11 protein-coding genes are annotated in these 12192 nt (G+C 69.8%); 3 read left to right on the forward strand and 8 right to left on the reverse strand.

Annotation, left to right across the window (positions count from 1 at the left end):
* Positions 1-43 precede the first annotated feature (43 nt).
* The gene (locus OHB21_RS26210) at positions 44-877 is read left to right on the forward strand and encodes a class I SAM-dependent methyltransferase (RefSeq protein WP_067511466.1); all 834 of its coding nucleotides are present in this window, start codon (positions 44-46) and stop codon (positions 875-877) included.
* A gap of 105 nt (positions 878-982) precedes the next feature.
* On the opposite strand, the gene OHB21_RS26215 is transcribed toward OHB21_RS26210, so the two are convergent.
* On the reverse strand, positions 983-1744 hold the full coding sequence (locus OHB21_RS26215) for a class I SAM-dependent methyltransferase (protein ID WP_067511465.1): 762 nt from the start codon (positions 1742-1744) through the stop codon (positions 983-985).
* Positions 1745-1834: 90 nt separating this feature from the next.
* On the opposite strand from OHB21_RS26215, the gene OHB21_RS26220 reads away from it, so the two are divergent.
* Positions 1835-2344, forward strand: a complete 510-nt coding sequence (locus tag OHB21_RS26220) for an OsmC family protein (RefSeq protein ID WP_067511464.1) — start codon at positions 1835-1837, stop codon at positions 2342-2344.
* A 217-nt stretch (positions 2345-2561) separates the two neighbouring features.
* Here OHB21_RS26220 and OHB21_RS26225 read toward each other — a convergent pair whose 3' ends face one another.
* The 5 genes from OHB21_RS26225 to OHB21_RS26245 all read right to left on the reverse strand — a co-directional run bounded on the left by OHB21_RS26225 (position 2562) and on the right by OHB21_RS26245 (position 10281).
* Positions 2562-3749, reverse strand: a complete 1188-nt coding sequence (locus tag OHB21_RS26225; RefSeq protein WP_084537927.1) for a cytochrome P450 — start codon at positions 3747-3749, stop codon at positions 2562-2564.
* On the reverse strand, positions 3746-5671 hold the full coding sequence (gene asnB, locus OHB21_RS26230) for an asparagine synthase (glutamine-hydrolyzing) (protein ID WP_067511463.1): 1926 nt from the start codon (positions 5669-5671) through the stop codon (positions 3746-3748). Before asnB ends, OHB21_RS26225 begins: the two co-directional genes overlap by 4 nt.
* Positions 5672-5935: 264 nt before the next feature.
* Entirely contained in the window at positions 5936-8245 is a 2310-nt protein-coding gene (locus OHB21_RS26235; protein ID WP_195126302.1) for an FdhF/YdeP family oxidoreductase, read from the reverse strand.
* A gap of 115 nt (positions 8246-8360) precedes the next feature.
* The gene (locus tag OHB21_RS26240; protein ID WP_195126301.1) at positions 8361-8999 is read right to left on the reverse strand and encodes a DUF1345 domain-containing protein; all 639 of its coding nucleotides are present in this window, start codon (positions 8997-8999) and stop codon (positions 8361-8363) included.
* 58 nt (positions 9000-9057) lie between these two features.
* Entirely contained in the window at positions 9058-10281 is a 1224-nt protein-coding gene (locus OHB21_RS26245) for a PucR family transcriptional regulator (RefSeq protein ID WP_067511460.1), read from the reverse strand.
* Between the two features lie 429 nt (positions 10282-10710).
* Between OHB21_RS26245 and OHB21_RS26250 the strand changes: the two genes are divergently transcribed.
* Entirely contained in the window at positions 10711-11367 is a 657-nt protein-coding gene (locus OHB21_RS26250; RefSeq protein WP_067511489.1) for a TetR/AcrR family transcriptional regulator, read from the forward strand.
* A 10-nt stretch (positions 11368-11377) separates the two neighbouring features.
* Here OHB21_RS26250 and OHB21_RS26255 read toward each other — a convergent pair whose 3' ends face one another.
* Both OHB21_RS26255 and OHB21_RS26260 read right to left on the reverse strand, forming a co-directional pair.
* Positions 11378-11524 carry a DUF1059 domain-containing protein gene (locus OHB21_RS26255; protein WP_067511459.1) on the reverse strand — a complete coding sequence of 49 codons (147 nt, stop codon included), beginning with the start codon at positions 11522-11524 and terminating at the stop codon, positions 11378-11380.
* A complete protein-coding gene (locus OHB21_RS26260) occupies positions 11521-12189 on the reverse strand; it encodes a TetR/AcrR family transcriptional regulator (RefSeq protein WP_067511458.1) in 669 nt (222 codons plus the stop codon). Before OHB21_RS26260 ends, OHB21_RS26255 begins: the two co-directional genes overlap by 4 nt.
* Positions 12190-12192 lie beyond the last annotated feature (3 nt).

The following is a 12192-nucleotide window of genomic DNA, read 5'->3' on the forward strand; positions in this document are numbered from 1 at the left end:
AGAAATCGTGCCAAAAACTGCCTATCCGTCCTAGCGTGACGGCATGCCGCACGCACACTCACCCCGCCACCACGATCAAGCCGACATCCTCGACCTGGACGCGGAGGTGCTGGCCGAGCACACCGCCGCGATCATCGCCGGTCTGCCGGTCACGACCGAGCCCCGGCGGATCGTCGATCTGGGCAGCGGGACCGGGGCGGGCACCTTCGCCCTGCTGGACCGTTTCCCCGAGGCGCGGATCGCGGCGGTCGACGCGTCGGCCGAGCACCTGCTGCGCCTGCGCGAAAAGGCTTGCGCGCGAGGCGTGGACGGGCGCGTGGACACGGTGCGGGCCGATCTCGACGCCGCCGAGTGGCCCGCGCTCGGCACGCCCGATCTGGTGTGGGCGTCGGCCTCCCTGCACCACCTCGCCGACCCGGACCGCGCGTTGCGCAGGGTGCACGACATCCTCGCGCCGGGCGGGCTGCTGGCGGTGGTCGAGCTGGCCGGATTCCCCCGATTCCTGCCCGCCGACGCGCCGGAGGACCGGCCCGGCCTGGAAGACCGCTGCCACGCGGTGAGCGACAGCCGCCACAGCGAGCACCTTTCCCATCGCGGCGCCGACTGGGGGCCGATCCTCACGGCCGCCGGCTTCACGGTCGACAAGGAACGCGCGCTCACCGTGCGCATCGACGGCGCCCACAACCCGGCGGTCGGCATCTACGCCCTCAACGGACTGCGCCGTCTCCGCCACAGCGTGTCCGACGCCCTCGACCCGGCCGACCGCACCGCCCTCGACCACCTGCTCGACACCGACGGCCCCGGCAGCATCCTGCGCCGCGCCGACCTCACCCTGCGCACCGAGCGCAGCGTGTGGGCAGCGCGCCGCACCGGGTGAATGCGTCAGCTGACGGCCTCTGCGGGTCGAGAGCGCGGTCTCGAGCCCACCGCACCGACGTGATCGCGCCTCGGCGACCGCGTTCACCGCCCCGGACCTGGACGCTCAGCGCGGGTCGGGGATGGCCCGGATCGCCAGGAACCCCGACGGTTCCCGCGAAAGCCGTTCGTAGCGTTCGGGATCGACGTGCGCGGCGGCCGCGGTGGGACGCGGCTCCAGCACACGTTCGAGCAGGAAGCCGGTGGCGCGCAACTCCTCGCAGGTCCGTTCGAGTGGGGCCAGCCAGTACCGCATGCGCCACCCGCGACTCCACACCTCCTCGATCACGCGCGGTTCGAAGTAGTTGCCGCCGTGGCGCAGCCAGTCGCCCGTGGGGTGCGGGCGCGAGAGGACCAGTGCGCCGTCGGGGCGCAGCACGCGGCGCAGTTCGCGCAGCATCGCGACCCGGTCGTCCACGTACTCCAGCACCAGGGCCAGGAGCACCGCGTCGACGGACGAGTCCGCCACCCAGTCCAGCGGTTCACCGAGGTCGTGCACGCGAAAGTTCCCGCCGGGCACTCGTTCCCGGCTCAACTCGACCATCCGCGCGCTCTGGTCGAACCCGCTCACCCGCGCGCCGCGCGCGGCCAGTTCCTCGGCGTAGAGGCCGGGACCGCACGCCGCGTCCAGGACGTCGCGGCCCGCCACGTCGCCGAGCAGCGCCAGGCACGCGGGCCGGTCGTAGTGCGCGTTGTAGAAGCCGTCGCGCGCGTGCTCCAGGTACTCGTCGGCGAAGACGTCATACTGGGCCTCGGAACCCACCGCCTCGCCGAAGTTCGGCTTCGGCGTGGGCGATTCTCGCTGACTCGGTTCACTGCGTCGGCTCATCACTCGAGTCTGCCCGACGGCGCGCCAGGGTTGGATTCACGCCGAGCGCGACCGTCGCCCCGCCCGCCCGGCATTCCTACCGTGCGAAGGATGACCACATCGCTGTCGCTCAACGCCATCACCGACGCCACCGCGAAGGCGGTCGCCGACAATCCCGCGAACGCCGTCGTGGTCTTTCGCGCGAGCGGCACGCCGGAGGGCGCCGTCGGCAGCGCGATCAGCGCGGGTTCGCACACCCTGCGCGTGGACGAACCCCCGGCGCTCGGCGGCGAGAACACCGCCGCCAACCCCGTCGAGCACTACCTCGCCGCCCTCATCTCCTGCCAGGTGGTCACCTACCGCTTCTGGGCGGAGCGCCTCGGCATCCAGGTCGACGATCTGGCGATCTCCGCCGAGGGTGATCTCGACGTGCGCGGCTTCTTCGGCCTCGACGACACCGTGCGCCCCGGTTTCCAGCAGGTCCGCGTCACCGTGCGCGTCACCGGCCCCGAATCCCCGGAACGCTACGAGGAACTCCAGCGCGCCGTCGACGCCCACTGCCCGGTCCTCGACATCTCCACCGGCACGATCCCGGTCCATACGACGCTCGAAACCGCCTGACCTCAACGCAATGCGTCGTACGGGGCATGTCCCCGTGTTCGTCGCCCGGGGCACGTTCCCGTGCTCGAAGCTGTTCCCGTCGGAGCGGCGCGGCACGTATCGAGTCGCCGCCCGCACTCGCGGTCGATGCCCTGACGCCGGTGGCCCCAGGCGCGGCGACGGCACCTGCCAACACCTACACCGCGTCCGGGTGTTGCGGCGTCCCCACGAACCCGCGTCAGCGCAGCCGGATGTCCAGCGTGCGATAAAGCGGGACGAACGCGTTGAAACGGTAACGGCGGCGGGTGATCTCCCACGGCCGGCCCGCGGCGAGCAGCACCTCGAGGAAGCGCGTCATCTGCACGTGGGTGAGCGCGGCGCCGAGGCAGAAGTGCTTACCGCCCCCGAACCAGAGCTGCCGGGTGCGCGCCACGTAGCCGAGGTCCAGGTCGAACCGGCCTACGGAATTGTCGATGTACCAGGTCATCACCTTCACGCGGTCGCCCGCGCGCAGATGCTTCCCGCCCAGTTCGACGTCGCCGACAACCCCGCGCCCCACCACGGGCATCGAACTCGTCACCCGCAGCCCCTCCCGCACGGCTTCGGGGATCAGGCCGGCGTCGCCGAGGAGCCGGTGCTGGTCGCCGGTGTCGTGCAGCAGCGCGACGAGCCTGCCGAGCGTGCTGGCCAGCGTGACGGTTCCCGCCACCACGAGCAGCACGGTGAACCCGCGCGTCTGCTCGAGCGTCAACCCCAGCTCGCGGCACCGGCCGATCACGGTATCCGGACCGGCCGAGTCGTAGGCCTGATCCACGGTCGCGCCGATCAGCGCCGACAGCGCGCGCCCCTTCCGCTGATTGCGCGCGGGTACCCGTGTGGTGGACCAGTTGCCCTTGCCGAGGTCGGCCAACCGCTCCATCGCGGCGAAGTACTCGACATACGGTGCGGCGGTGCCGGTTTCGCGCGGCAGCCCGGCGATATCGACCATCGCGCTCGCCGTGAACACCTTGCCGAACTCGGCGATGTCGACGGTGCGGCCCGCCGCCAGATCGGTGCGCAGCCGCTCGAGTAGCACGCCCGTCGACGTCTCCACCAGATGCTCCGAGGCGGGCCGGGAGAACAGATCGCCGAGCCCCGCCCGCAACTGCTGGTGCGCGGGGCCCTCGAACCGGTCGGCGGCGAAATCGCCCAGCATCTGCGACCACCAGTGCCCCGACGCACCGTCGGCCGCGATGCTGAAATGCTCACTGTCCCGGTGCACTTCGCGCGCGAGCTCCGGATCCGACACCACCCAGCCGAATTTCGGCACCTTGCGGATCGGCGCGGTCACCGCCCCCAGGGGCGCGAGCAACGCCAGCCCCGGCTGCGCGGCGGCGTGCAGGGCCAGTTCGTGCCATTCGGCGACGCGGGGCAGCGACGGGATCACGACGCCGCTCCCGCGATAGCCCCCGACGCGAACCGCTCGGCGCTGAACTGGTCGACCACCAGGTGCGTGCACAGGATCGCCATCGACGCCCACTCGGCCGTACTGCCCGCCCAGGTGCCCGGCTGATCCACGGCGGTGCGCCAGATCCGTTCCGTCACTTCGGGATCGAACAATCCGTAGCGGCGCACGGCGTCGCGGGAGAGGTGGTCGGCGGCGAGGTCCGCACCGGGGCCGCTGAGGTACCAGGCGCCGACCGGTGTCATGAACGGCTTCTTGCGCCGCCGCACGATCGGCTTGGGCAGCAGCGGTGCCATCGCCCGCTTGAGCACGTACTTCTCGGTGCCCAGGCGCACCAGCATGCCCGGATCGATCTCCGCGCAGACGTCGAGCACGTCGCGGTCCAGGAACGGCACCCGCACCTCGATGCCGTGCGCCATCCCGAGCCGGTCGGAGATCGGCAGCACCCAGTGCGGCAGCCGCGTGTGGAACTCGAAATGCATCTGCCGGTGCAGGGTGGTGTGCTCGGGCGGGCGCGGAAGTGCCGACGGCTCAGGAAGATCCGTGAGCACGGCCGGTCGCGCTGTGCCCGACAGCGCGCTCCACAGGTACACCCAGGGCGGCATCTGCCCGTACTTATCCGTGTATTGCCCACGGCGCGTGGCGAGGTCGACGATGTGGCGGTCGATGCCGCTGGGCGCGCCGATCCACTTCGTCGCCTGCCGCCACACCATCGGTTGCAGGAAGTCCAGACGCATGGTCTCCAAACGCGAACTCAGCCGCATCAACCGGTAGAAGTCGTACCCGGCGAGCAGTTCGTCGGAGCCGTCGCCGCTCATCGCGACCTTGAGTCCCCGGTCGCGGGCCAGCGCCGTCAGGTCCAGGAAGGGGGAGGCGACGCCGCCGTACCAGAACGGGGATTCGAAGTGCCACATGCTCTTCGGCAGCAGCTCACAGGCCCGCGCCCCGGTCATCTCGGCCTCGTGGTTCGGCACCCGCAGCGACTCCGCCACCAGCCGCGACATCTCGGTCTCGTCGTGGATCGCACCGTCCAGCCGCACGCTGAGCGTGGTCAGCGGCGCGTCGCAGCGCCGCGCGGCGACGGCGGCGATGGCGGAGGAATCGAGCCCGCCGCTCAACGCGATACCGGCCTCGACCTCGTCGGGAACGCGTTTGGCCACCGCGGCGGTGAACGCCTCGTCGAACGCCTCGACCGCCGCGCGGCCGGTGAGCAGCGGCGCGTCGGGATCGGGGCGCTGAAAGATGCTGAAGTACCGCCGAATTCGCACACCGTCGGCATCGGCGGTGAGCACGGTCCCGGGTTCCAGATCGCGCACGTCGCGCCAGAAGGTGCCCGGCGCGATCGTGTGCCCGTAGAACAGGCAGTCGCTCAACCCCTGCGGGTCGATCTCCGGTGCGCACACCCCGGCCGCGAAGATGCCCTTGATCTCGGACGCGAAGGTGATCCGGCTGCCACGCCGGTGGTAGAAGAGCGGTTTGACGCCCACGCGGTCGCGGGCCAGCGTCAACCGCCGCCGCGCGGCGTCCCAGATCGCGATGCCGAAATCCCCGTCCAGATGGTCGGCGAACCGCTCCCCGTACTCCTCGTAGAGGTGCGGGATCACCTCCGCGTCGCTGTCGCTGCGGAACCGGTGCCCGCGCGCCGCCAGCTCCCGGCGCAACCGCCGGTGGTTGTAGATCTCGCCGTTGAGCAGGGCGCGCACCCGGCCGGTCTCGTCGGCCACGGGCTGCGCGCCGTGGGCCACGTCCACGATGGACAGGCGCTGGAAGCCGAGGGCGATGTGCCGGTCGTGCCAGGTGGTGTGGTCGTCGGGGCCGCGGTGGCGCTGTATCGCGCACATGGCCGCGACGGGGCGCGGGTCGACCGGTTCGGTGAAGTCGGCGATGCCGCAGAGGGCGCACATATCGGGGTTTTCCGTTCAGTCCTGGCCGGCGGGCGCGACAGCGCACTCAGCTCGGTGCGGGCGGCATCCATGGCGCCCGAGAGTCGGCGGATCGGCGGGAGTTCGTCGGCCGCGCCGAGCACGATCAACCGCGTGCCCGGCACATCCGGCCGGGCCGACTCTAATCACGGATCCGCACTACGGCGAAATCGGCGTAAACAATTCTGCGCCGGAAACCAATTCGACGCCGATACCTTGTCGCGCAGTATCAAGAAGACCGGGATTTCATCCCACCGGACTGGGTTCGATGCGGACCGTGAGATTCTTCATGATCGGCTGATCGCTCTGCGTGCTGTAATCGCCGATCGCGCACAGCACGTTCATCTCCGGCATGTAGCCGGCGGCACACCCGGGCGGGATGTCGTAAGGAATCGCCTGGTAGCGGTGCAGGGAGCGAGTGGTGCCGTCGCGGGCGATGCTGGTGATGTCGACCTCGTCGAATTCGGACAGACCGCGCTCGCGCATATCGTCGGCATTCATGAAAACCAGTGTGCGCAGGTTCTTCACACCGCGATAGCGATCGTTCTCGGAGTAGATGGTGGTGTTCCACTGATCGTGCGCCCGCATCGTGGCAAGGGTGAGCGTGCCGGGTTCGCGCGTGCCGTCGGGCAGTGGCGCGGCGGAGAACTCGGCGCGGCCCGAGGGCGTGCGGAACACCAATTCCCGTGCGGGCTGGCGGATCCGGAACCCGAGCGGCAACCGCACGCGGCGGTTGAAATCCTCGAAGCCGTCGAACACCTCGGCCATGGTGTCGCGGATCCGGTCGTAGTTCTCGATGTAGTGCTCCCACGGCGTGGGGCTGTCGGGCAGCGCGGCGCGCGCGATCCCGGCGATGATCGCCGGTTCGGAGAGCAGGTGCGGGGACGCGGGCTTCTTCATCCCGACCGACAGGTGCACCATGCTCATCGAGTCCTCCACCGAGGTCGCCTGCACGCCGCCGCGCTGCACGTCCTTCTCGGTGCGGCCCACGCACGGCAGGATCAGCGCGCGCCGGCCGTGCACCAGGTGGCTCCGGTTGAGCTTGGTGCTCACCTGCACGGTCAGCTCACACCGGCGCAGCGCGTCGAACGTGTAGGCGGTGTCGGGCGCGGCGATCGCGAAATTGCCGCCCATACCGACGAATACGCGCACCCGGCCCGCGTGCATGGCGTCTATGGTCGCGACCGTGTCCATACCGTGTTCGCGCGGCGGGTCGATCCCGCACACGAGCGCCAGCCGGTTCAGGAAGTCCTGGCTCGGGCGGTGATCGATGCCGCAGGTGCGGTTGCCCTGCACATTGCTGTGCCCGCGCACGGGCGAGGGACCCGCGCCCTCGCGACCCAGATTGCCGCGCAACAGCAGCAGATTCACGATCTCGCGGACGGTGTCGACGCCGTGCTCGTGCTGCGTGACGCCCAGGCACCAGCTGACGATGCTGCGGTCGGCGTCGCAGTAGATGCGCGCGGCCTTGCGGATCTCCTCGGCGCGCACACCCGAGCGCTGTTCGAGCTCGGCCCAGGTGGTCGCCTCGCACACCGCGCGGTAGTCCTCGTAACCGGCGGTGTAGCGCTCGATGAACTGGCGGTCCAAAGCCTTCGGGTTCGCGGCCGACTCCTCGAACACGGCCTTGGCGATGCCGCGCAGCACGGCCATATCGCCGCCGATGCGCGGTTGCAGGTTGAGCGTGCTGGTAGGGGTCGCGCGGAAGGTGGCCATCTTCACGAAGTCGTGCGGGATGATCGCGCGCCGCGCCGCCGCCTCGACCAGCGGGTTCACGTGCACGATCCGCGCGCCGCGCCGGTAGGCCTCGACCAGGGCGGTGAGCATGCGCGGCGCGTTGGAGGCGGCGTTCACGCCGAAGATGAACAGCGCGTCGGCGGTCTCCCAGTCGGCCAGGTCGACGGTGCCCTTGCCGGTGCCCAGCGCCGCCTGCAAGGCGCGCCCGCTCGCCTCGTGGCACATGTTGGAGCAGTCGGGCAGGTTGTTCGTGCCCAGCTCGCGCGCCAGCAGTTGATACAGGAAGGTGGCCTCGTTGCCGAGGCGGCCCGAGGTGTAGAAGGCGGCCTGGTTCGGGTCGTCGAGTTCGCGCAGCGTGCGCCCGGCCAGCTCGAACGCCTCCGGCCACGAGATCGGGAGGTAGCGGTCGGTGGCGGGGTCGTAGCTCATCGGCTCGGTGAGCCTGCCCTGGTTCTCCAGCTCGAATTCACTCCATCCCGACAGCTCGGTCACCGTGTGCCGGGCGAAGAACGCCGCGTCGACCCGCTTGTGCGTCATCTCCCACGCGACGTGTTTGATGCCGTTCTCGCAGATGTCGAGGTGCAAGCCCTTGGTGTCGTCGGGCCAGGCGCAGCCGGGACAGTCGAAGCCGCCGTTCTCGTGGTTCATCTTGAGGATGGCGCGCGGCCCCGCGATGCCCTCGCCCTCCTTCGCCAGGAAACGGGTGACGCTCTCGGCGGCGCCCCACCCGGCGGCGGGGTGGTGATAGGGATGGAATTCCGGCCTGCCGTCGTCGGACTCGTGGCCGGTATCGCGATCTTCGACGGAACCTCTGGTCATCGCCGCACCCTTCGCCAGGCCGCCGCGAGGGCGCGCGGCAGCGGGTCTTCGTGACACATCGGAAATCGGGCTGCTGCACCGAATGGTAGTCCTCGTGCTCCGGTGCCGAGGGGTATCAGCCGGTCGCGATTCCGGCGACCAGATTGATGGTGGTCGCGAGGATGACGGTGCCGAACACATAGGACAGCAGATTGTGCCGCAGCGCGACCGCCCGAATGGTCCGGCTCGACACATCGGTGTCGGAGACCTGATAGGTCATGCCGAGGTTGTAGCTGAAATAGAAGAAATCGCGATAGGCGGGTTGTTCGTCTTCGTTATTGAAATCGATGCCGCCGATCGGTTCGGCGTAGTACAGATACGCGTACCGCGTGGCATACATCAGGTGCAGCGCCGCCCACGCCATGAACACCCCGCCCAGCGCGGTCGCCGCGGCCGCGTGACCTGCGCCGGAGCTGCCCAGCACCAGGATCACCACGATGCCGACCAGACCGCTCAGCGCCGCCGCGACCACCACGAGTTCGTCCACCAGCGGCCGGAAATCCTCGCGCCGCACCACCGCTCGCGTGCGGTGCTCGTCCATCGGCCACAACACCAGCCACCCGGCGATCACGAAAACCGTGGCGGTGGCGGTGATTCCGGAAACAATCCCCAACGGCACCCGCGTGGTGATTCCCACCGGCACCCCGACCATCACCCCGGCGAGCACCGAGAGAAGCAGGCGCGCCACTGCGGACAACATAAATCCGGGCCTCATACGCGCTCACTGTAGCCGCCGAGAATTCGGCGGTCCGGAAGAAATGCGGGCCGCCGGTTCAGGCGGAACGGATTTCGGGGACGGGTTCGGCGGCGCGGGCGGCCATGGCGGAACGCAGGATCCAGATCTGGTCGGGCTTGCCCGGGTCCAGGCCGGTGAGCTGGGCGATGCGGCGCAGCCGGTAGTCGACCGTGTTGGGATGCACGTGCAGGTGGCGGGCCGTGCGGCGGCGGTCGTGCTCGTGGTCGAGGTAGTCGCGCAGCGTCGTCAGCAGTTCCGGATGGTCGTCCAAGGGAGCGAGGTGCGCGCGCAACGCCTCGCGCCCGGTGCCGGGCCTGGTCAGCTGGTAATACAGCGCCAAATCGGAGAATCGGTGCAGGCCGGATTCGCCACCGAGGCGTTCGAGCATGTCGAGCAGTTCGTGGGCCTGCTGCGCGGCGCCCGCCACCTCCTCGGCGCTTGCCGTCACCAGCGTCGCGATCACCGGAACCCGTGCGGCGTCGGACAATTGACGTACCACGTCGTCGACTTCGCGGTCGTCGCGCAGGTTCGCCGGGAAGAGCACCGTGCCGCCGTTCACCGACAGCAGCGACAGCACCCGGTCGCCGAACTGATCGGCCAGCGAGGCCTGCACCCTGCGGAGCTTGCGCCGCGCGACCACCCGGCCGTCGAGCCGGGGGTCGCATTCGTCGGAATGGGGCGGCAACGAGACGGCCAGCACGTGGTACCGGTCGGCGACCGGCAGTCCGCTCTCCCTGGCCAGCGACGAGCTGGTGTTGCCGCCGAGCAGTGCCGAGGTCAGGTTGTGCACGGCCGTATGGTGTTCGGCCGCCGCCGCTTTGTGCTCGCGCACATACGCCTTGCCCACCGCGGCCGTCACCGCGTCGAGCACGTGCAGGATCGCGTCGGCGCAGGCGACCACGTCGGCCTGTCCGGCGGCGCGCACCCGGCCCAGGATCAGCTCCAGCGCCGCGGTGAAGCCGCGATGCAGGACGTGCAGCGCCACGTCGATCGGGATGCCGTCGCGCGCCCAGCCGGCGGCCGCCGCGTGCAGCGCGTCGGCCGCGCCGTCCCCCGACGAGCCGTTCATCCGGTCGATCACCCGGTCCAGGCAGACGCGGGCGACGACGGCCGCGTCGGCGGGCAGGGACCCGCACGGCGTTCCCGAGCTCTTGAGCCCGGCGACGAGTTGCCTGGCCATCTCGTGAACCTCGTGCGGAGGGATCGCGATCGGGTTCCCGGAACCGACCGGTGCGGGACGATTGATGCTCTGAATCGTCACGGGCAGACCTCCTTGTCACCGCGGGCTCGCGACCGGCGAATGCGTCGTGCCGACCCGGCCCGCCGCGAGCAGTTCACCCAGCGTGAACTGTAATTCGAGCACCCACTCACCTTCTACTCTCCTTCGCACCTGACCGCTCCGGCGTAGTTCCTGCCCGCTACCTGCGATTTCATCCTCGAAAACGCCGCTCGGGCAAGCGGGAAGAACACTATGATCGCCGGAAGCTCACTTTTCGTGGACGGCTGTCGCGGCCGGTGCGCGCATTGGTGCCGGGCACAAGGGCGGTGCGTGGATTCTGGGTGATCTACCACCGTGCCGACGGGGTCCGGGCGGCCGGTGATGGCCGATAGTTGAATCGGGGCAACCTCGGCGGCTCGGGCCGGGCGGTGCCCCGAGGAGTGAGTGGGCCGAGGACAGGAGGACTACACGGTGCCAGCGAAGGCTGTGGGACAACGTCGCCGTCCCACCCAGGAACGGGCGAAGGCAACCCGTGAGCACATTCTCGACACCGCGGCCCGCCTGTTCGGCGAGCGCGGCATCGCGAACACGTCCACGAACCGCATCGCCTCCGAGGCCGGGCTGAGCATCGGGACCGTGTACCGATATTTCAGCGACCGCACCGTGATCGTGGAGGAACTGCTCTCGCGGCTGCTCGAGGACATCGAGCGGCGGTTCACCCAGCGGGTCTTCGATCTCTCGGAGAAGTCGTCCCGCCAGATCGTGTCCGACATCCTCACCGTCATCACCGAGGAACTGGTGGCCAACGCGGAGCTGGTGCGCGCGCTGGTGGCCGGCGTGCAGTTCTACAACAGCGGCATCCCGGAGTTCGAACCCCGGCTGCACCTGTTGGTGAAGGTGCTCATCATCCAGATCCTCGGCCCCGGTGACGACCGCGAGTACGACGTGATGACGTTCGTGTTCATCAACACCGGCTTCGCCGCCGTGCTGCGCGCCTCGGCGCTCGAGGTCGACCAGCGGCAGCGGCAGGAGGCGATCGAGATGACCGCGCGCATGCTCGGCGCGTGGATCGATTCGGAGATCGACGCCGTCGACGGTGAACGGCTGCCCCGCGTGAGCGGTTCGTGAGTGCGCGAGCTCAGTACGCGAACAACAGGATCTCGTCGCGCGAGTAGTCGTGACCGGGATGGTTCTCGGTGAGGTGCGCGCGGGTCTTCTCCACCAGATCGTCTTCGTCGGAGCCGGTGATCAATTCGCCGCAGGGGCAACGCAATCGGGTCTTCACGGGGCTTTCCTCTCGGAACGGGGGCTGTCGGGCGGGCCGGTGAGTATGGCGGTGACGACATCGATGAGTTCGGCTTTCGCCTGCTCGGGCGTGATGTCGACACCGGAGAGCGCGACCAGGTCGCGGGTGCTGTGCAGGTCGCCGAGGGCGTGGAAGGTGAGCGTCATCGCCTGGGCCAGGCGGAAGCGCACGGTGGGGCGGGGCAGATCCGGGTCGATGCGCCCCATCAGCGAGGTGAAGCGCACGGCCTGGTCGGTGAATCCCTCGCTGACCAGCGCGAGCGCCTGATGTCCTCCGGCCAGGATGCCGGCGATGAACTTCACCCACGACGCGCCCTCGCCGCAGGCCAGCTCCCACACCGGCAGCACGAACGCCTCGGCCAGACCGCGCGGCGTGGGGTCGCCCGCGGACTCCATGGCGTCGAGCAGGGCCGCGCGCCGGGAGGCCACGGCCTCGCTGCGCCGCCGCACCACCGCGCTGATCAGGGCGTCCTTGGACCCGAAGTGGTAGTGGACCGACGCCACGTTGGTGCCCGCCTCGGTCATCACCGCGCGCAGCGAGACGGCGTCGATCCCGCGCTCGGCGAACAGGCGCTCCGCCGCCGCCACCAACCGCTGCTCGGTGGTGGGCGGCGCGGCGCCGTCCCGCTCGATGGCACTGGTCACGAC

Source organism: Nocardia puris (genome assembly GCF_036051655.1).
Taxonomy (GTDB): Bacteria; Actinomycetota; Actinomycetes; order Mycobacteriales; family Mycobacteriaceae; genus Nocardia; species Nocardia puris.

What these genes read in the sequence shown, in the direction of transcription:
- OHB21_RS26210 (WP_067511466.1), top strand. Translation starts at nt 44, where the DNA reads ATGCCGCACGCACACTCACCCCGCCACCACGATCAAGCCGACATCCTC.
- OHB21_RS26215 (WP_067511465.1), bottom strand. Translation starts at nt 1,744, where the DNA reads ATGAGCCGACGCAGTGAACCGAGTCAGCGAGAATCGCCCACGCCGAAG.
- OHB21_RS26220 (WP_067511464.1), top strand. Translation starts at nt 1,835, where the DNA reads ATGACCACATCGCTGTCGCTCAACGCCATCACCGACGCCACCGCGAAG.
- asnB (WP_067511463.1), bottom strand. Translation starts at nt 5,671, where the DNA reads ATGTGCGCCCTCTGCGGCATCGCCGACTTCACCGAACCGGTCGACCCG.
- OHB21_RS26235 (WP_195126302.1), bottom strand. Translation starts at nt 8,245, where the DNA reads ATGACCAGAGGTTCCGTCGAAGATCGCGATACCGGCCACGAGTCCGAC.
- OHB21_RS26240 (WP_195126301.1), bottom strand. Translation starts at nt 8,999, where the DNA reads ATGAGGCCCGGATTTATGTTGTCCGCAGTGGCGCGCCTGCTTCTCTCG.